The organism is Aureimonas sp. SA4125, from assembly GCF_019973775.1.
Classification (GTDB): domain Bacteria; phylum Pseudomonadota; class Alphaproteobacteria; order Rhizobiales; family Rhizobiaceae; genus Plantimonas.
The window spans coordinates 2,240,601-2,257,833 of record NZ_AP025032.1; the positions used below are offsets into that span (position 1 = coordinate 2,240,601).

The window sequence follows — 17,233 nt, forward strand, 5'->3', positions numbered from 1 at the left end:
TTGAGGATGCCGACCATGATGCGTTTTGCCAGAATCGGGCTCGCTGCCGCGATTGCCCTTGCCACCGTTGCCGGGCCGGTCGTCGCGGCCCAGGCTGCCGAGACCCTCGTCATCACCACCAAGGACGGTGAAATCGACATCGCCCTGCGTCCCGATCTCGCACCGAACCATGTGAAGCAGATCGAGGCCCTGGCGAAAAAGGGCTTCTATGACGGCATCGTCTTCCACCGCGTCATCGACGGCTTCATGGCGCAGACGGGCGACCCGACCGGCACCGGCGCCGGCGGCTCCGATCTGCCCGACCTGAAGGCGGAGTTCTCGCAGGAAAACTTCAGCCGCGGCACGGTCGGCATGGCCCGATCGCAGGACCCGAATTCGGCCAACTCCCAGTTCTTCATCATGCTCGCCGACGGTGATTTCCTGAACGGCCAGTACACGGTCGTCGGCAAGGTCACCGAGGGCATGGACGTCGTCGACAAGATCAAGAAGGGCGACCCGTCCGACAACGGCTCGGTCGCCGATCCCGACAAGATGCTGAAGGTGACGGTCGCGACGGCGCAGTAGCGTCCACAGCATGGAGGGCCGGGGCGGGCTTGTTTCCGCGCCGGTGATCGTCCATGTGCACATCATTGCAAGGGAGCCTCGGCTATTGCCGGGGCTTTCTCGTTTTCGCCTTGAGAACCAACATGGAAGGAAACACCATGGCCTATGACAATCCCGAAGACACGCTCGTCCTCGAAACCACCAAGGGCAAGGTCGTCATCAAGCTCCGGCCCGATCTCGCGCCGGGCCATGTCGCCCGCTACAAGGAACTCGCCCGCGAGAAGTTCTACGACGGCGTCGTCTTCCACCGCGTCATCGACGGCTTCATGGCACAGACGGGCGATCCGACCGGCACCGGTTCGGGCGGCTCCGACAAGCCCGATCTGAAGGCCGAGTTCTCGGCCGAGCCGCACAAGCGCGGCACGGTCTCGGCGGCGCGGACCGGCAACCCGAATTCCGCCAATTCGCAGTTCTTCGTCTGCTTCGAGCGGGCCCCCTGGCTCGACAAGCAGTATACGGTCTGGGGCGAAGTGATCGAGGGCATGGACGTCATCGACCAGATCAAGAAGGGCGAGCCGGTTCGCGACCCCGACTCGATCACGACGATGCGCGTCGCCGCCGATCTCTGAGGTCTGCTGAGCCTTCGGAGGCCTCTTGCTTTTGCGGTCGTCATCCTCGGGGCCTTGGCCCCGGGGATCCATGCCGCGGTGGCAAGGAGACAAATCCGGCACCGAAGCGGCCCTTCACCCTCGCGGCACGAATCCCCGGCCTTCGGCCGAGGATGACGACCGCGAGAGGAAGGCGCTTTCGGTCTTTACTCCAGGCACAGCGCAGTCGATTTCCATCCGCGCGGCTGCAAGGCCGGGCGGATTTCCATTGAGAGGACGCGATGCGCGTCGACGAGTTCGATTTCGATCTGCCTGAGGAACTCATTGCCCTGCGTCCGGCGCTACCACGCGCCTCGGCGAAGCTTCTGCACGTCGGTCCGGACGGCGGTCTCGCCGATCACACGATCGCCGACCTCCCCGGGCTGCTCCGGCGCGGCGACGTACTGGTTTTCAACGACACCCGCGTCATCCCGGCGCGACTGTCCGGCCTTCGCCATCGCGGCGACACCGTGGCGCGCGTCGAGGCGACGCTGCACATGCGGTTGGCGCCCGAGCGTTGGCAGGCGTTCCTGAAGCCCGGCAAGCGCGTTCATGTCGGAGAGACGCTTCGCTTCGGCGAGGCGCCGGGTGCGCTTTCCGCCGTGGTCGCCGAGAAGAACGAAGGCGGCGAGGCGCTGCTCGTCTTCGACCGCGGCGGTCCCGACCTCGACGCGGCGCTGGCGGAGAGCGGCATCCTGCCCTTGCCGCCCTACATCGCATCGAAACGTCCCGTCGACGCGCAGGACAAGGCGGACTATCAGACCATCTATGCGCGAGAGGACGGCGCCGTCGCCGCCCCGACGGCCGGCCTGCACTTCACAGACGATCTCATCGAACGGCTCGATGCTGCTGGTATCGCTCGTGAATTCCTGACCCTCCATGTCGGGGCAGGGACCTTTCTGCCAGTCAAGGCCGAGACCACCGAGGCGCACAAAATGCATGCCGAGATCGGCCGCATCGATGCCGCGACGGCCGACCGGCTGAACGCCGCACGGGCAGGCGGCGCACGCATCGTCGCCGTCGGCACGACGTCGCTGCGGCTTCTGGAAAGCGCTGCGGACGAGGATGGCCGCATCCAGCCCTTCGACGCGCCGACCTCGATCTTCATCACGCCGGGCTATCGCTTTCGCGGGGTCGACGCCCTAATGACGAATTTCCACCTGCCGCGCTCGACCCTTTTCATGCTCGTCTCGGCCTTTTCCGGCCTCGACACCATGCGCGCCGCCTATGCCCATGCCATCGCAGAACGCTACCGCTTCTATTCCTATGGCGACGCCTGCCTGCTCGAACCCGCGGAGAGACTGCGTTGAGCGAGACCTTTCAGTTCAAGCTGCTCGCCACCGACGGCCTCGCCCGCCGCGGCGAGATCTCCATGCCGCGCGGGACGATTCGCACGCCCGCCTTCATGCCGGTCGGCACCGGCGGCACGGTCAAGGCGATGTATCTCGATCAGGTGCGCGACAGCGGCGCCGACATCATCCTCGGCAACGTCTACCACCTGATGCTGCGGCCGGGCGCCGAGCGCGTGGCGCGCCTCGGCGGTCTCCACGACTTCGCCCGCTGGCCGCATCCGATCCTCACCGACTCCGGCGGCTTCCAGGTCATGTCGCTGGCCAATCTGCGCAAGCTCGACGAGACGGGCGTCACCTTCCGCTCGCATATCGACGGCTCGGCGCATGTCCTGACGCCGGAGCGCTCGATCGAGATCCAGGGCCTTCTCGATTCCGATATCCAGATGCAGCTCGACGAATGCGTGCGGCTCCCGGCCGAGCGCGCCGAGATCGAGCGGGCGATGGAAATGTCGCTGCGCTGGGCCGAGCGCTCGGCGAAAGCGTTCGGCACGCAGCCGGGGAAGGCGATGTTCGGCATCGTGCAAGGGGGCGACGTCCCGGACCTCAGGCTTCGTTCGGCGCAGCGGCTCGCCGCCATGGATCTCAAGGGCTATGCCATGGGGGGCCTTGCCGTCGGCGAGCCGCAGGCGGTGATGCTGAAGACGCTGGACGAGACGCTGCCGGCGCTGCCGAGCGAGAAACCGCGCTACCTGATGGGCGTCGGCACGCCCGACGACATCGTCCAGTCGGTCGCGCGCGGCATCGACATGTTCGACTGCGTGATGCCGACCAGAGCCGGCCGCCACGGTCTCGCCTTCACCCGCTTCGGCAAGGTGAACCTCAAGAACGCCCGCCACGCCGACGATCACCGGCCGCTCGACGAGGCCTCGGACTGCCCGGCCACGCGGGACTATTCCCGGGCCTATCTGAACCATCTCGTGCGCTCGGACGAGCTTCTCGGCGCGATGCTGCTCACCTGGAACAACCTCGCCTACTACCAGAGCCTGATGGCCGGGATGCGCGCGGCGATCAGCGCGGGCACCTTCGAGGCGCATGTCGCGGAAGTGCGCGAGGGCTGGGCGCGCGGGGATCTCGCCGCGCTCTGAGTCGGCGGCTCACCGTCACCGTCAGGCGCTGGCCGATGGACCGGCGTGGCGGCACGCTTGCCGTCCCCGCTGGTCGCGAGAATCAGGCTGCGAGGTCGTTACCCCTACGGATGGCGCAGCTGGTGATCTTCAGCGAGCCGTCGGGCTGGCGCTCGAGAGTGTAGCTGGCGATGTAACTCTGGCCACTCGGATCGGTGAGATGGACCTCTTGCCGAAAGCCCGCGCCCTCCGCTTTCAAAGGCCCGAAGGTTGCATTGCTCGACTGGAACACCGGCGCATAGCCCGACTGCACCATCGACATGAAGATCTCGGGGCTCGGAAACATCCGCCGGATGTTCGGGGCGGCGAAGGAGTAGGCGGCGTCGCTGTCGCCTGTCTTGAAGGCCTGCAGCTGCTGCGTGATCACGGCGCGAATGTCGCCGGCATCGTCGGCCGATGCCGGGAGCGTCGCGGCGAAAGGTCCGGCCACAAGCCCGGCGACGAGTACAAGATATCGAAAACCCTTCAGCATGGCTTCTGCCCTCGGCTGTCCATGCGCCAAGCTCGTCCATCTCGCGGCTCCTGCCTATGCCTGAGAGATCACAAATGCGGGATGGCGACGGCCCGGTACTGCGATGCCGCGAGGCGAGGATAGCCACGCGGCCTGCTCGCGCTTGGGCACCAAGGACACGGCGATGACGCTCCATCCTGGCAGGTGGAACCAGTGGCAACTCTTCGCCTTTTCCTATGAGACACGCAGGAGGGCATCACTCATGTCGAATATCGAGAGCAACATCATCGACCCCGCGGGCAATGGACCACCGCCGCCAGATGTTATCCCGGTCATCGACGATCCCGGCTCGGACCATGTCGGATCGGATGACATCAGCGAGCCAAACGACGTTCCGGCGATCGAACCGGATCCGGAGGAGGGCGGCCGGCCTCTGCCCGGCATACGGCGCGCGTAGAGCCTCAAGACAGGTGTGTTAGTTGCTCAGCTGGCGTACAGTCGTTGGACCGATGTAATCTCAGGAAAACCAATGACCGATTCCAGCCAGATCAAAGAACATATGGAAGTCATCGGCGCCGATGGCGTCCATGTCGGTACCGTCGACCATGTCGTCGGCGAGCGCATCAAATTGACCAAGAAGGACAGCGGTGAGGGCGCCCATCGCGGACACCATCACTTCATCTCCCTGGCGCTGGTCGCCGAGGTAGAGGGCGACAAGGTACGCCTGTCGGCCAATGGCGACGTCGCCGTCCTTTTCGAGGAGGAAGACGGCGGCCAGCAGGCCTGATCGTTTCCCCCGTCTTGACCTACCGGAGCCCGCCTCGTGCGGGCTTCGTCATGTCTGGCCGCAGGAAATTGAATCGCCGCGGGGGTCAGGCGGCAAGTCCGAAGGCCCGGCGCGCCATCCGGCAATCTTCGTCGCCGGGAAGACAGGTGCGGCAGACCTCGGGACGGACGGCATAAATCGAGCATGCCGTCGCCGTCCCGACGACCCCGGTCAGTGCCGCGCACCGGTCCCCCTCGCAGCGCATGGCGTTCAGCGTAACGGCAACGAGCGTCGGCGGAATCCGGTCGAGGTCCGCATCGCTCTCCGTCGAGAATCGTGGCCATTCCGACGAAAACGAGCAGCAGGCACCGCAGGTCTGGCAGTCCGTACTATCGAGATCGAGCATGCGCGCTCATAGCATGTTTCCCGGAGGAGAGGGCCGCTCGCCGGCTCACGTTCCGCAGAAGGTGCGGTAGGCCTCGCCGCTGCTGGCCGGCGGAATGGCGTAGGCGTCGTTCTCCGGCTGGTCCTCGTATGGCCGCGCCAGAACCGACGCCAATGTTTCGAAAGGCGCGAAATCGCCGTTTTCGACGGCAGCCGCGATCACGGCCTCGACCTGGGCGTTGCGGGGGATAAAAGCCGGATTGGCGGTGCGCATGGCCTCCGCCCGCCCCATCTCCGCTTCCTCGCCGAGCCGCCGCAGCCATCCCTCGGCCCACAGCATGAACGGCGCGGGATCGGCAAATCCCTGCGCGACGGATGCGATCGCGGCGGGATCAGCTGCTGCAGCACCGAGGCCCCGAAAGGTCAGGGTAAAATCCGCCTTGCCGTCGGCCATGATCCCAAGCAGATCCTGCGCCATCTGGAGATCGCCGTCCCCTGCCGTCATGAGGCCGAGCTTGCGGCGCATGCCGGCGAGATAGGCCTGCTGGAACGTCTCGGCATAGCCCGCCAGAACGACCTTCGCCCTCTCGATGGCCCGGGCCTCGTCCGCGTCGATCAAGGGCAGCAGGCACTCGGCCAGACGCGTCAGGTTCCACTGCGCGATGCCCGGCTGGTTGGCATAGGCATAGCGGCCGCCCCGGTCGATCGAGGAGAAGACGGTCGAGGGATCGTAGACGTCGAGGAAGGCGCAAGGCCCGTAGTCGATGGTCTCGCCCGAGATGGCCATGTTGTCGGTGTTCATCACCCCGTGCACGAAGCCGATCAGCATCCACCGTGCCACGAGTTCCGCCTGTCGGGTCGCGACTTCGCCGAGCAGAGCGAGCGCCGGGCAGTCGGCATCGGCGGCCGCGGGATAATGCCGGGCGATGGCGTAGTCGGCAAGGCGCCGTACCGCCTCATCGTCGCCTCTGGCCGCAAAGAACTGGAAGGTGCCAACGCGGATATGGCTCGCGGCAACCCGCGCCAGCACCGCGCCGGGCAACACGGTATCACGCCAGACCTGGTCGCCGGTCGCCACCATCGCCAGAGCGCGGGTCGACGGAACGCCGAGGGCTGCCATCGCCTCGCTGACAAGATATTCCCGGACGACCGGCCCGAGCGCCGCGCGCCCGTCTCCCCCGCGCGAAAACGGCGTCGGGCCCGAACCCTTCAGCTGGATATCGCGGCGCTGTCCGTCGCGGCCGACGATCTCACCAAGGAGAACGGCGCGACCGTCGCCGAGCTGCGGCACGAAATTGCCGAACTGGTGGCCGGCATAGGCGAGCGCGATCGGCTCGGCGCCTTCGGGAAAGCCGGAGCCGGCGAACCATCGCGCTGCCTCCTGCGTCTCCAGTGCCGCGGGATCAAGACCCAGCGTTTCGGCGAGCGCCCGGTTGAGCTTCAGGAGCCGAGGCGCCGAGGCGGCACTCGGTTCAATCCGGGCGTGAAACGAGCCGGGCAGGCGTGCATAGCTGTTGTCGAACGGAATGTGGATGGTCATGGCCGTTCTTCTCCGCTGTTTCAGGGCAGCCGATCGACCGCGCATTCGATCGGGCGCACCTGAGCCATATGCTGTTCGATGCCGGGTCCTGCAATGCCCGTGGCCGGTTACGCCAAGCCGCCGGCGACGGATCGCGACGGAACCATCCGGTACCGCATCGCCGGCCCCTCCGGTGGAACCCAGCTCAAGCGTCGCGCGACGGCATCGAAGCCCTACTGGGCCGATCCTCTGTTCTTCGACGAGAACAGCCCGACGACTTTGTTCGCCACAGGAGCGAGGACATAGCCCGTCACCGGGATCAGCGCCGCGCCGACGACGAGCCCGACAAGGCCGGAACCGGCCGCCGTCACCAGCCATTCGACCGCCGCACCGAGGGCCGGCAGCATCGAGGCCGCGGCAAGGGCCGCATCGTGGATGACGTGGGCGGGTCCGGCGATGCCGTATCCTTCCAGCGCGTGGACGATGATGCCGCCACCGACCCAGATCATCGCCGCCGTGCCGACGATGGACAGGAGCGACAGGAAATAGGGCATGCCGATGACGAGCCCCCGCCCGATCCCGCGCACGAGACTGCCGAAGGCGGACGGCGATTTCACCGTGGCCATGGCGACGCCGGCATCGTCGGCTTTGACGATCAGGGCGACGCCGCCATAGACGACGATCGTGATTCCGATGGCGACGACCGCGAGCACGATCGCCTGGTTCAGAAGGCTTCCGGCCGGCAGGGAGGCAAGCGTGATCGCCATGATCTCGGCCGAGAGGATGAAGTCGGTCTTGATCGCGCTGGCGATTTTCTGGTCTTCCAGTGCGGCGTCGTCCTTGGGTCCGCCTGCAAGTTTCGCTTCGTGGGCATGTGCCTTGTGCGGAAACAGGGCCTCATAGACCTTTTCGGCCCCTTCATAGGAAAGGTAGGCGCCACCGAGCATCAATAGCGGTGTCACGAGCCAGGGGGCGAAGGCGCTGAGGGCAAGGGCCCCGGGAAGAAGGAAAAGGATCTTGTTGCGCAGCGAGCCGAGCGCAATGCGCCAGACGATCGGCAATTCGCGCGCTGCCGCAAATCCGACGACGTAACGCGGCGTGACGGCCGCATCGTCGATGACGACGCCCGCAGCCTTCACGCCGGCCCGCCCCGCCTGCGCCGCGATGTCGTCGATCGAGGCGGCTGCCGTCTTGGCCAGAGCCGCGACATCGTCGAGAAGGGCGATCAATCCAACACTCACGGGCATTCTCCAAGGGTTCGGCTCATGTGTTGGGGACATAGCGGGCAGGGGAGCGCAAAGTAAGAGCTGGCGGCCGAGATGATCGCCTGATCGCTTCGCCTCGAGCGCAACGCTTCCATCTGCTCACGACCCACGAGCTGGGCGCGCGTCGTCTCCCCCGGCCCTCCATCTTTGACGGCAGAAGCAGATATTCGCGCCGCGGGGTATGAGCTCCGACATCTGATCAACTTTCGCGCTCGTCAGAGGTGAAATTCACGGCCGTCTGATCGGCCATCCTCCCGACTCCCGCGACCGTGGCCGCAAACCCGGTCCGATGGGCTGAAAGCTATTCGAGAGAACCCATCCGTGGCTGCGACCCTCATTTCTGGCACTTTTGTCCGTGTCGCGCGTTCCAAATCATGACCAAGTGGAGAGACATCATGGCCGACAATGAAGCGACAGCGCAGACTCAGGATTTCCAGGTTCAGGAGTTGGCAGCAAAACACAACATTTCGATCGAGGAGGCAAAGCAGCTCATTGAGAAGGTCGGCACTGATCGCGGGTCAGTCGACGCTGCCGCCCAGGACCTGAAATTGGGCAACGCCCCAGCTCCAGACCACAGCCAGGATTAGGATCGCCAGATGACTTTGCGCCTCTCAGCACTGATCGCGCTCGCTTTCGCCGCGAGCGTCAGCCTGACCGCCTGCGGTGACGACGACGACCGGGACGAGGTCGAGATCGAGGACAGCAGAGAAGGGGACGATGACGACTAGCTCATGCTGACTGGCAAGATGGAGGCGGAACGCGCCAGATACGTCGCGATCCGCCGCACCGGGCTTAGCTGTGTTGCGCTTAGCGTTGTTCACGCCTAGCTTTGTTCACAACGACGGCGGCCGGATCTCGATGACGATAATCTCATCCGGTTGACCTCGGCCTTTGAAGCCCACCCCGCCTCCGTCTGACCGCCATGCAACTCTGTCGCGCTTACGTCGCGCCCATGTCGCTTGGACTAGCCGAGGGTATCGGGAAACCCTTTGGATCAAGGGAACTGAGTGCAACGCAGACGCAACATGGCAGAGGCCACACTTGCCTCCCAGCCGTCGATTTTGTTGGTGAGCGCGTCGGGGCTCGAACCCGAGACCTACAGATTAAAAGCCTAAATTGTTGACAGAGCGGGCAATCCTAAGTGCTCGGATCGATACCATTTAAGTCATTGAAAGGGCTACTGTAGGAGGCTCTTGAGGTCGCTTTCTGTAAACCATCTGTCGAGGTGGAAAGGACCCTTGTCAACAATTCAGTTGGTCTAAACTTGGTCTAAGGATAGGGTGTGGTGGACTGAAAGACCACTAGACCAACCATTTTCGAGACCAACAGATATGCCGACACACCGCGTCGAAATCGGCCCGAAGCACCTCGCCGAGGCCCGGAAAGCCGCCGAGGGCCGCACGTTCACGACCTCAAATCCTTTAGCGTTCGCGGACGTGGTCGAGAAGGGTCTCATCCTCCGCGTTCAATCCGGCTCCGCCGGGTGGGTGCTCAAGTGGAACGGCAAGACGCGCTCCCTCGGCAAGCTGGACGACGTGAAATCCGCCAAGGCCGCGCGGGAGGCCGCGCAGAAGGTGAGGGCGCTCCTCAAGGACGGCACGGACCCCGCTGCGTTCCTGACGGGCAAGGCTGCGGGCAAGGTCGAGGCCGAAGCCTTCGCCGAGGCCGAGAGGCGGACGGCGATCGCATCCGGCCGCTGGACGTGGGAGACGCTGGCGGAGCGCTACGTCTCGTACCTGTCGGAACCACGCATGACGTCCCGCGGAATCGTCAAGCCGCCGTCGCCCGCGACCGCTAACGAGGCGAGGCGCTATCTCGGGATGGATGCCACGGCCCCGTTGCGCGGCCGGCTGGTGTCGGACCTCCGTCCGGGCGACCTGGAGGACGTCCGGGATTCCGCGCTGGCGCTGAGCAAATCGGCATCGAGACAATTCGTGGCCTACTCGAAGGCGGCGTTGTCGTTCGCCCGGAGGAAGCATTCGCGGGCATCCGGCCTCGAAGGGTCGCCGAAGTGGTGGCTTGAGGTCGAGAAGTTGGACGCGACGATCCCGGCCGCGCGATCGCGCCATCCGTCGATCAAGGAACTCGCACGCGTCTTGTGGATCGCAGAGACGAATCGCGTCGCGGCGGGCCGCGAGGTCAACCGGGAAACCTCCGAGGAAGTCCTGTCGGCGCTGTGGTGGCTCGCCCTGACGGCGCAGAGGACCGGGGCCGGGCTGTCGATTCGCCGGGCGCACATCCTGCCGTGGCCGGACGGCCCGGCAGGATGGCGCGTGGCCTTCTGGCCTGCCAACGTGATGAAGAGCAAGCGTCCCCATTCGGTCCCGCTGCCAGCGCGTGCCGTCCTGCTGATCGAACGGGCGGTCGCCGCGTCCGAGACGGCCTCGCCGTTCGTGTTTCCGGCGAAGCGGACACGGGGAGGTCGGGCAGACGTGCCGATGACGAAGACGACGCCGGGGCTGCTCCTGCGGCGGCTGCGCGGGCAACCGCCATCGACGGTGTCCGTCAATGATGAGGACGAGGGCCAGGACGAAGCAGAGGCGACAACGCACGGACCCGATCTGCTGGACGGCATCCCGCATTTCAGCCCGCACGATCTGCGCCGAACCTTCGCGACCACCCTCGGCGATCTCGCGATCCGCGGCGACGCGGTGTCGGCGGTCCTGGACCACACGCAGGAACTCGGAACGGCAGGTCGCTTCGCGCCGGCCACGACGGCGGCGGACATCACGCGACTCGCCTACGACTACAGCCAACGGCTGGAGCTCAAACGGATCGCGGTCGAGGCATGGACTAACGCGCTGTTCTCTGCCTGCGACGCCGAGTGGGGCAAGCATCGGCCGTCGCGCAGCTTCCGCGTTCCCGTCGCCCCGGGGGCGGGACTGCCGAAGTGGCTGCCTTGGTACGTCGCCGCCGAGTCCACGGCAGCACGCCGGGCCACCGAAGAGGAGGAACGGATACGGCGGGCGCGCCGTCCGATCGACCTGAAGGTGCTTCGCGCGTCGGCATGGCAGGACGGCGAGAAGGACGGCTCGGAGAGGCCCGACGACGACGCTTGAAAGAATGGAGAGTACCGGAGCGGCGAGCATGGCGGCCGGTCACGGCGACGCGGGAGTCTCGGGTGCGGCGAGCGGTCCCCAGGGTAGCCGCAGGAGCGACAGCCGAAGGCGGGCGCGGGACCGACCACCCCCGACGCCGCACTCCATGCCCCCGGCAGGGGTCTGCCCGCCTCGTTGGCCTGATCCTGCGTGTCGCCGCTCGGCGAGGGCGACGCGGACGGTTCGGGTGGTGTCAGATGCCATCCAAGGGGTCGATGACCTTAAAACGGCTCTCCTGCGAGGCACCAGGACGACGAGATGAGGACGGGTGGCACTTTCCTACCCCGGAAAATCTCGCCGTCCTGAGCGGCACGCCTGCCGCGTCAGACGGCCGACAGAGACCGCTTGCCCGTCCCTCGCGCGGCGAACCGTCCGGCGAGGGTTCCGCCCGCTTGATCGGGTTCTCCGGACACGGCCGCGAGGAGGCGTCGGCCCCGTGCGCGCCAGTCCGTCAGGCAGCGGGCGGGTGCGCGGTCGGCAGCGATGAACAGGCGTCGCCATGAGCCGAGGTCGCCGTCGTCGATCGTGGCGAACGTCGCCTGGAGTTCGTCGTCGGTCGCGATCGACAGGTCCCGGCCAAGGACCGCGCACCACGGCTCCGAGGGCTGGCGGACCCGTCGCCACTCGCGGCCCGACGTAGTGGCCTCGACTTCACTGGTCGCGAGCCAGACGCCGAGGCGGTCGTCGTAGACGATCCACTCGGTTGCGCCACGGCCGGCGGCACGCTCGCGGGCATACCGCCGGAGCGCAATCGCGTTCTGGCGGGATTCGAGAAGGGCCGCGATGCCGGTCACGTCGGGCGCCGTTCGTAGTCGTCGCACGGGGCCTTTGGCTCGGGCTGCGCGACGACGGTCGCGGCGGCGGGGTCGCGTTCGAGTTCGGCGTTTCCGAACTTTCTGAACGACGGCAGCGCCGCGACGATCTCCTCGCGGTCGGCACGGACGAGGTCGCGGCGCTGGTCGTCGTCGAGATGGCCCTGCACAAAAGCCCGGAGGTCGGCGTCGAGCCTGCGCAGCGCGGCGACGTCGCCCGACGCGGCTGACAGGAGCAAGTCTGCCTCCCGGGTCTCCGACCGCACGGCGCGGAGTTTCGTTGCTGAATCGGAAAACTTTTCCGATTTAGCCTGCCATGCCGCGACGAGTTCCGGCGACGGCTCGTAACCGACGAGGTCGACGCCCTGTCGCTGGCACTCCGTCCAGAGCCTCGCCTGCGCCTCGGCCGGCCACGGGCCGTCCAGCGAGAGGCTGCCGCCCCAATCCTCGGCGGCTTTGGACGCGAGCGCACGTAGGGCCTCGTCGGAAACCGGACCGAACAAATCGATGTGGTCGCCCGAGTCGAGGAGGCGGGATCGGCCGCCGAGACCGACGCGGACCCCGGCGGGACTTTCGACGACGTCGGCGAATCCGCGGCGACGCCATTTGTGTGCGATCGAGATCGCCTCGTCCTCGGAAACGGCTGTTTTCCTGCGGTTTTTGCCGGGCTTCGCGACGGTGGAGGTGCGCTCGACGCGGTCGATGCCGTAGCCGGTGGAAACCGAGATGGACTCGGCGAGGGCGGCGGCGGACGCGCTGCGCGGTCCCCAGAGGGACACGGTGCCCGACTCGTCGTCGCTCTCGACCCACGCGCCATCGCGGGTCAGGACACGGGTCCGGCGGGGGTCGCGCACGTCCACGAGGTACAAGGATTCGCTGATCGCGGTGGGCAGGACCGCGTCCGGGAAGCGGTCCCGCAGAAGGCTCGCCTTGTAGTCCTGCTGGTGCGGTGCCTTCGTCTGGCGGGCGGGGGCGCGGGGAAATCCGCGTGCTGACAAGGCCATTTCCATCTCCAGTTTCGTGATTTCGTTATCGAGTTTTCGTGACTCACGGATGCCCGCGACGACGGCCGATCGACGATCGTGCGATCGGCGTTTGCGGACGACCGCGACGCGCGGCTCGCCCATCGGCGGTTCCGGGGTTCGGGGATCGCCGCGGGCCTGGTACGATCGTGCGTCGGCCCGCCGCTTGGAACCAGCGGCGCGGAGGTGGGTGTTCATCGCGGCGGCGATGCGCTCGCGCTCGCGCGTCAGGGCATCGCCGCGGGCACCGCCGCCGTGGCTCCCGCCGGACGTGAGGAGCGCGTTGACGGCGGCGTTCCTGGTCGGCGCGAATCCGGTCGGACTGGACGGGTCAAGCGCGCGGACGGTGATGAGGATGTGGACGTGCGGCTGCTCGCCCCTGTCCGCCGCGCGCGGTTCGTGGAGCGCGACGTCGAGCACCGCCCCGGCGGCAAGGTACGGTGCGCCGACGTCGGCGATGAAGGCACCCCAGGCGCTACGCGGCAGGTCCCTCGGAATCGCGATCTGCAACTCGCGGGCGGTCTGGGCGTCCTTGCGGCGCTCGGCGAGTTCGACGCGCGACCAGAGGGCCTCGCGGTCGTAGACCCAGGCGGCGGACCCAGCGGGGGCCATAACGTAGGAATCCGTTACGGACTTCTTCCGACTGTAGTCCCAAACCTGTCCGGTACGAGCGTCCGTCAGACGGGCGGCAGCGCGGTAGGCCGCTGCCGCCACGCTGCTCTTGCCGCGGGACCGCTGGATGACAGATGCGCGGACGTGGCAGAGCGCTTCGTGGTCGGGGAGGCTGGTCACCGTGCCTCGCTTGATCGGCCTGCGCGCTGCCACCGCGCGTAGTCGCAGGCGAGATCGTCACACACCTCGACGCTGAGGACGGGGAACAGCTTGGCACGGCTGAGGCTGACGGCGTGACCGCGACGCTCGACGCGCAACGCGGCGACGGTGCCGCCGCAGAGGGGGCACGGTTCGGAGCGGTCGGAGGCGGAGGCGTCGTCGCCGCGATCGGGACGCGGCATGCCGGGGTGCCAGGTCATCGGACTGACTCCTGACCCGTCGCCCCGTAGTCGAGTGCGGCGAGGATCGCCGCGGTGTCGTCGGCGAGGGCCTGGTGCCAGCGGCAGCGCTGTTCGTCCGCGTAGTCCGCGAGGGCATCGATATCGACGCGATCCGCGCCGGCCGTCCGCGCGGCGATGAGGAGGGCATGCGCGCAATCCCAGGCAACGCGGGCGGCATCGGCGATCTGGTGATGGGCGGACGGCATGCGGTCTCTCCTCGGCATCGGCGGGTAGGCCCTGGCCCGGAGGGCGCGAAACTCGGTCGTTTGGACCGAGTTATAATCGCGCTCTACGAGAGTTCGGGTTCCCCTTACCCAAAGGGTCTGGCGCCGATTTGCTCGACGCAACCTCTCCACTCACCCTTGATGTCGGGCGCTCCGCTTGGGGCGCCTCCGGGCCGCACGAAACCTACAAAAACTGGTCGGCGGCCGGATCGACGCGGAAGGATTCGCCTTGCCGCGCGATGGGCTTCCGCCGGCGGATCGGTCGACCGGCGCGACGGGGAGGACGACGATGGTGGTGGACTTGACGAAGCTGGCGCAACGCCGCGCGGCTCTGGAAAGCAAACTGGCGGCGACGACGATGACGCTGCGCGAGGCTGAACGGCGCCTGGATAGCCGCCGCAAAGTGATCCTCGGAGGCACCTTGCTCGCCGCTCTTCGGGACGGCTCCGTCTCCGCGGACACGCTGACGCTGCTGGTGTGCCGGATGAGCGAACGTGATCGGGCGCTCTTCGTGGACGAAATCGCGCTGCCGAAGCCCGACTTTGAAGGGGCGGTCCAGTGAATCCCGCCGACCTTTTCCGCGAGCCGGCGTCGACGGATGTCGCCTGGCAGATCGCGACGACGATCCTCCCAATGGGCGACGACGCGACCGCTTTTGCGGTTGTCGTCCGCTACCTGTCGGCGACGCTCGTCGTGCTCGCGACCGCGTATCTCGGGTACTCGATCCTGATGTCGATCGTGCGCGCGGCGAGGAAGGGGGAGGCCCTGAGCGATCAGCAAAGCGGTGCGATGGCGATGGTCCGCGTGGTGGTCGGTCTCGGGTGTCTCGTGCCGATCGGCGCGGGCGGTCTCTCGACGGTACATTACCTGCTCCGCGATGGATTCGTGCGCCCCGGGATCAACGCGGCCAACGCGGCGGCGGGGTCGGCCGCCGAATTCATTTTGCGCGATGGCCATCCGCTTTCGCCGGTCTCTGCGGGCGGGCGCGACGTCGTCCTCGCGGTCGTCGAGAGCGAGGTCTGCGCGCGGGCCTACGCGGCATCGCGGGCGTGGCAGGTGATCGACGGCGACGGGGCGGCTGCGCAGCCGTCGCCGGCCGGCGAGGAGGTCCGGTCGCCAGCGCGGGAAAGTTGGTTTCCGTGGGGGACGGACGAGCCGGAGCGGGTGACCGGCTACGCCTGGGATTGGGGCCGGGCCTGCGGGTCCCTGAGCCTCACGACGGCGGCCGGGTTCGGCGACGGCGCGTTCGGCACCGCTCGCCGCCAGGCGGTCGCGGCGGTGATCTCCGAGGTGCGGGCTATGGGCTGGCTCGATCGGCTTGCCGAGGCGGCGCGAACGGCTTCGGAGACGCACGTCGCCGGGCCTGACGCGGACGCGGCCTATGCCGGACTCGGCATTCTGCGATCGGCCGTCGACGCCGAGTTGCGGGCTGCGGGCGGGCGGTACGACAGGGACCTGTCGGCGGTCGCGGCGGGCCTCTCGACGGGCGACGACGCCGGCATGCGCGAGACCGTGCTCCGGGACATCGAGGAGCGCGGATTCTATGCGCTCGGCTCGTACTACAGGGTGATGGCGCATGCCTCGCTCGCGTCCGCCGAGGCGGTGTCCGAACGTGCGCAACGGACGGCGCCGGACCCGGCCGCGTGGGAGGCGATGGCAGGTCCGGTCGGCACGGCGCTGGCGCTCGTGGACGGGCAGTTGCGGCGGGAGTCGGCGGTCTCGGCGCTGGCGACTGGAACCGAGCTCACGGGCAAGGCTGCGGAGGGCGGCAACTTCCTCGCGACCGTCATGCAGTCCATCACGGTGCCGCTGAACGACTTCCTCACGGGGTACGAGGGGCCACGCGCCGATCCAGTCGGGGACCTGATGAGTCTGGGCGGCGTCCTCATGGTGTCCGCGCAAGGGGCATGGGCGCTGGCGCTCGCGGCCTATACCGCGTCCGGCATCTTCGGCGGCATCGGTGGCGGTGTGCTCGACTTCCTGATGGCTGCGGGGTGGCCGATCATCGGCGGTGCCTGGGTCGTCGGCGCGATGCTCGCCTACATCGTCCCGATGGTGCCCTTCGTATTCGTCACCTTCGCGTTGGTCGCCTGGGCGTGGGAGGTCGTCAAGGCATCGATCGCGGTCGTCGTGTGGGCGTTCCTGCATGTGCGGATCGACGAGCCGGACCTCGTCGGGCAGGCACAGAAACAGGGCTATATCAGTTTGCTCGTCGGCATCATGCTCCGACCGATAGTCACGGTCGCGGCATTCACGGCGATGCACATGATGAACGTCACGATCCTCAACATTTTCTTGACCGGATACAACGCCGCCTTCAAAGGATCGCAGGTCGGATACACGATCGGCGGAACCGGGGTGCTAATTTCGGTTGCGGTGATGCTGTACGTCGAATGGCAGATCATCCTCTGGAGCTACAAGACAGTTACGACCATGCCGCAGAAGGTCGCCGAATTCTTGGGCTATTCCGCGTCCGGATGGGGCGACGACGACGCGGGTTCGTCGGTCGTCGGCGCGATCTCGGGTGGACATCGCCACGTTCCGAAGCCGGGTGCCGGCAAGGGCGGCAAGGCCGGCCGCGCTGACGACGGTAAGGCAGGCGCGAAGGCCGGGGCGAAGCTCGGGGCCTCGGCTGCGGGCGGTCCCGGCGCTGGTGCCGCAGCGGGCGCGGCGGCGGACAAGGTGTAGGCGAGGAATCCATTACGTTCGGCAAACGAAAGGGCACCCACGCGGGTGCCCTTTTCTCGTTCCAAGATCGTCGTCGGCGACTATCGGACAACAACCCAGATGGCCGCGACCATCAGCGGGAAGCCGATGATCATGACGACCGGGGAGGCCATGAGGACGAGGACTGCGAGGCCCCGGAGCCAGCGGTTCTGGATGCCTGCGGTAAGTGCGATTGCTGCCGATCCCATGTCGATCTCCTGTCGTTTTTCCCGCCGCCCCCTGCGGCCGTTCCGACCTCGTCCATCGG

20 protein-coding genes are annotated in these 17,233 nt (G+C 67.1%); 11 read left to right on the top strand and 9 right to left on the bottom strand.

Annotated features, from left to right (window positions below):
• The first annotated feature begins 18 nt into the window (after positions 1-18).
• The 4 genes from Sa4125_RS10370 (at position 19) to tgt (ending at position 3,627) form a co-directional block, all read left to right on the top strand.
• On the top strand, positions 19-564 hold the full coding sequence (locus Sa4125_RS10370) for a peptidylprolyl isomerase (protein ID WP_224006795.1): 546 nt from the start codon (positions 19-21) through the stop codon (positions 562-564).
• A gap of 137 nt (positions 565-701) precedes the next feature.
• Positions 702-1,172, top strand: a complete 471-nt coding sequence (locus tag Sa4125_RS10375) for a peptidylprolyl isomerase (RefSeq protein ID WP_224006798.1) — start codon at positions 702-704, stop codon at positions 1,170-1,172.
• A 260-nt stretch (positions 1,173-1,432) separates the two neighbouring features.
• Positions 1,433-2,500, top strand: a complete 1,068-nt coding sequence (gene queA / locus Sa4125_RS10380; RefSeq protein WP_224006801.1) for a tRNA preQ1(34) S-adenosylmethionine ribosyltransferase-isomerase QueA — start codon at positions 1,433-1,435, stop codon at positions 2,498-2,500.
• Positions 2,497-3,627: a tRNA guanosine(34) transglycosylase Tgt gene (tgt, locus tag Sa4125_RS10385; RefSeq protein WP_224006805.1), complete on the top strand. Its 1,131-nt coding sequence runs from the start codon at positions 2,497-2,499 to the stop codon at positions 3,625-3,627. The genes queA and tgt overlap by 4 nt, the downstream gene beginning before the upstream one ends.
• 82 nt (positions 3,628-3,709) lie before the next feature.
• Here tgt and Sa4125_RS10390 read toward each other — a convergent pair whose 3' ends face one another.
• Positions 3,710-4,138 carry a DUF4864 domain-containing protein gene (locus tag Sa4125_RS10390; protein ID WP_224006808.1) on the bottom strand — a complete coding sequence of 143 codons (429 nt, stop codon included), beginning with the start codon at positions 4,136-4,138 and terminating at the stop codon, positions 3,710-3,712.
• Between the two features lie 241 nt (positions 4,139-4,379).
• Between Sa4125_RS10390 and Sa4125_RS10395 the strand changes: the two genes are divergently transcribed.
• Positions 4,380-4,574, top strand: a complete 195-nt coding sequence (locus tag Sa4125_RS10395; RefSeq protein ID WP_224006811.1) for a hypothetical protein — start codon at positions 4,380-4,382, stop codon at positions 4,572-4,574.
• Between the two features lie 72 nt (positions 4,575-4,646).
• The gene (locus tag Sa4125_RS10400) at positions 4,647-4,904 is read left to right on the top strand and encodes a DUF2171 domain-containing protein (RefSeq protein ID WP_224006813.1); all 258 of its coding nucleotides are present in this window, start codon (positions 4,647-4,649) and stop codon (positions 4,902-4,904) included.
• An 85-nt stretch (positions 4,905-4,989) separates the two neighbouring features.
• On the opposite strand, the gene Sa4125_RS10405 is transcribed toward Sa4125_RS10400, so the two are convergent.
• From Sa4125_RS10405 to Sa4125_RS10415, 3 genes are all read right to left on the bottom strand, one after another.
• Positions 4,990-5,289: a YkgJ family cysteine cluster protein gene (locus Sa4125_RS10405; protein WP_224006815.1), complete on the bottom strand. Its 300-nt coding sequence runs from the start codon at positions 5,287-5,289 to the stop codon at positions 4,990-4,992.
• A gap of 45 nt (positions 5,290-5,334) precedes the next feature.
• Entirely contained in the window at positions 5,335-6,807 is a 1,473-nt protein-coding gene (locus Sa4125_RS10410; RefSeq protein WP_224006817.1) for a protein adenylyltransferase SelO, read from the bottom strand.
• Between the two features lie 212 nt (positions 6,808-7,019).
• Complete coding sequence (locus tag Sa4125_RS10415; RefSeq protein ID WP_224006819.1) at positions 7,020-8,027, bottom strand: DUF808 domain-containing protein; 1,008 nt, start codon at positions 8,025-8,027, stop codon at positions 7,020-7,022.
• 419 nt (positions 8,028-8,446) lie between these two features.
• Here Sa4125_RS10415 and Sa4125_RS10420 point away from each other — a divergent pair, with 419 nt between their 5' ends.
• The 3 genes from Sa4125_RS10420 to Sa4125_RS10425 all read left to right on the top strand — a co-directional run bounded on the left by Sa4125_RS10420 (position 8,447) and on the right by Sa4125_RS10425 (position 11,110).
• Positions 8,447-8,638 (top strand): hypothetical protein, encoded by a 192-nt coding sequence (locus Sa4125_RS10420; protein WP_224006821.1) that lies wholly within the window; start codon positions 8,447-8,449, stop codon positions 8,636-8,638.
• 9 nt (positions 8,639-8,647) lie between these two features.
• Complete coding sequence (locus tag Sa4125_RS24185) at positions 8,648-8,779, top strand: hypothetical protein (protein ID WP_267461370.1); 132 nt, start codon at positions 8,648-8,650, stop codon at positions 8,777-8,779.
• 603 nt (positions 8,780-9,382) lie between these two features.
• Positions 9,383-11,110, top strand: coding sequence for an integrase family protein (locus tag Sa4125_RS10425; protein WP_224006823.1), 1,728 nt, complete (start codon positions 9,383-9,385; stop codon positions 11,108-11,110).
• 362 nt (positions 11,111-11,472) lie between these two features.
• On the opposite strand, the gene Sa4125_RS10430 is transcribed toward Sa4125_RS10425, so the two are convergent.
• From Sa4125_RS10430 to Sa4125_RS10445, 4 genes are read right to left on the bottom strand one after another with little or no spacing between them, the layout of a single operon-like run.
• On the bottom strand, positions 11,473-11,943 hold the full coding sequence (locus tag Sa4125_RS10430; protein WP_224006825.1) for a hypothetical protein: 471 nt from the start codon (positions 11,941-11,943) through the stop codon (positions 11,473-11,475).
• Complete coding sequence (locus tag Sa4125_RS10435; RefSeq protein ID WP_224006828.1) at positions 11,940-13,775, bottom strand: MobA/MobL family protein; 1,836 nt, start codon at positions 13,773-13,775, stop codon at positions 11,940-11,942. The genes Sa4125_RS10430 and Sa4125_RS10435 overlap by 4 nt, the downstream gene beginning before the upstream one ends.
• Positions 13,772-14,014, bottom strand: coding sequence for a hypothetical protein (locus Sa4125_RS10440; RefSeq protein ID WP_224006831.1), 243 nt, complete (start codon positions 14,012-14,014; stop codon positions 13,772-13,774). Before Sa4125_RS10440 ends, Sa4125_RS10435 begins: the two co-directional genes overlap by 4 nt.
• Positions 14,011-14,241, bottom strand: coding sequence for a hypothetical protein (locus tag Sa4125_RS10445; protein WP_224006834.1), 231 nt, complete (start codon positions 14,239-14,241; stop codon positions 14,011-14,013). Before Sa4125_RS10445 ends, Sa4125_RS10440 begins: the two co-directional genes overlap by 4 nt.
• A 307-nt stretch (positions 14,242-14,548) precedes the next feature.
• Here Sa4125_RS10445 and Sa4125_RS10450 point away from each other — a divergent pair, with 307 nt between their 5' ends.
• Both Sa4125_RS10450 and Sa4125_RS10455 read left to right on the top strand, forming a co-directional pair.
• Complete coding sequence (locus Sa4125_RS10450; protein WP_224006837.1) at positions 14,549-14,821, top strand: hypothetical protein; 273 nt, start codon at positions 14,549-14,551, stop codon at positions 14,819-14,821.
• Positions 14,818-16,947 (top strand): DotA/TraY family protein, encoded by a 2,130-nt coding sequence (locus Sa4125_RS10455; protein ID WP_224006840.1) that lies wholly within the window; start codon positions 14,818-14,820, stop codon positions 16,945-16,947. The genes Sa4125_RS10450 and Sa4125_RS10455 overlap by 4 nt, the downstream gene beginning before the upstream one ends.
• An 80-nt stretch (positions 16,948-17,027) precedes the next feature.
• Here Sa4125_RS10455 and Sa4125_RS10460 read toward each other — a convergent pair whose 3' ends face one another.
• On the bottom strand, positions 17,028-17,174 hold the full coding sequence (locus Sa4125_RS10460; protein ID WP_224006843.1) for a hypothetical protein: 147 nt from the start codon (positions 17,172-17,174) through the stop codon (positions 17,028-17,030).
• Positions 17,175-17,233: the final 59 nt, after the last annotated feature.

Excerpts from the sequence above, each read along its gene's own strand:
- Sa4125_RS10390 (WP_224006808.1), bottom strand. The coding sequence starts at position 4,138 with ATGCTGAAGGGTTTTCGATATCTTGTACTCGTCGCCGGGCTTGTGGCC.
- Sa4125_RS10370 (WP_224006795.1), top strand. The coding sequence starts at position 19 with ATGCGTTTTGCCAGAATCGGGCTCGCTGCCGCGATTGCCCTTGCCACC.
- Sa4125_RS10420 (WP_224006821.1), top strand. The coding sequence starts at position 8,447 with ATGGCCGACAATGAAGCGACAGCGCAGACTCAGGATTTCCAGGTTCAG.
- Sa4125_RS10440 (WP_224006831.1), bottom strand. The coding sequence starts at position 14,014 with ATGACCTGGCACCCCGGCATGCCGCGTCCCGATCGCGGCGACGACGCC.
- Sa4125_RS10460 (WP_224006843.1), bottom strand. The coding sequence starts at position 17,174 with ATGGGATCGGCAGCAATCGCACTTACCGCAGGCATCCAGAACCGCTGG.
- Sa4125_RS24185 (WP_267461370.1), top strand. The coding sequence starts at position 8,648 with ATGACTTTGCGCCTCTCAGCACTGATCGCGCTCGCTTTCGCCGCGAGC.
- Sa4125_RS10445 (WP_224006834.1), bottom strand. The coding sequence starts at position 14,241 with ATGCCGTCCGCCCATCACCAGATCGCCGATGCCGCCCGCGTTGCCTGG.
- Sa4125_RS10395 (WP_224006811.1), top strand. The coding sequence starts at position 4,380 with ATGTCGAATATCGAGAGCAACATCATCGACCCCGCGGGCAATGGACCA.
- Sa4125_RS10410 (WP_224006817.1), bottom strand. The coding sequence starts at position 6,807 with ATGACCATCCACATTCCGTTCGACAACAGCTATGCACGCCTGCCCGGC.
- Sa4125_RS10450 (WP_224006837.1), top strand. The coding sequence starts at position 14,549 with ATGGTGGTGGACTTGACGAAGCTGGCGCAACGCCGCGCGGCTCTGGAA.
- Sa4125_RS10405 (WP_224006815.1), bottom strand. The coding sequence starts at position 5,289 with ATGCTCGATCTCGATAGTACGGACTGCCAGACCTGCGGTGCCTGCTGC.
- Sa4125_RS10375 (WP_224006798.1), top strand. The coding sequence starts at position 702 with ATGGCCTATGACAATCCCGAAGACACGCTCGTCCTCGAAACCACCAAG.
- Sa4125_RS10425 (WP_224006823.1), top strand. The coding sequence starts at position 9,383 with ATGCCGACACACCGCGTCGAAATCGGCCCGAAGCACCTCGCCGAGGCC.
- Sa4125_RS10400 (WP_224006813.1), top strand. The coding sequence starts at position 4,647 with ATGACCGATTCCAGCCAGATCAAAGAACATATGGAAGTCATCGGCGCC.
- queA (WP_224006801.1), top strand. The coding sequence starts at position 1,433 with ATGCGCGTCGACGAGTTCGATTTCGATCTGCCTGAGGAACTCATTGCC.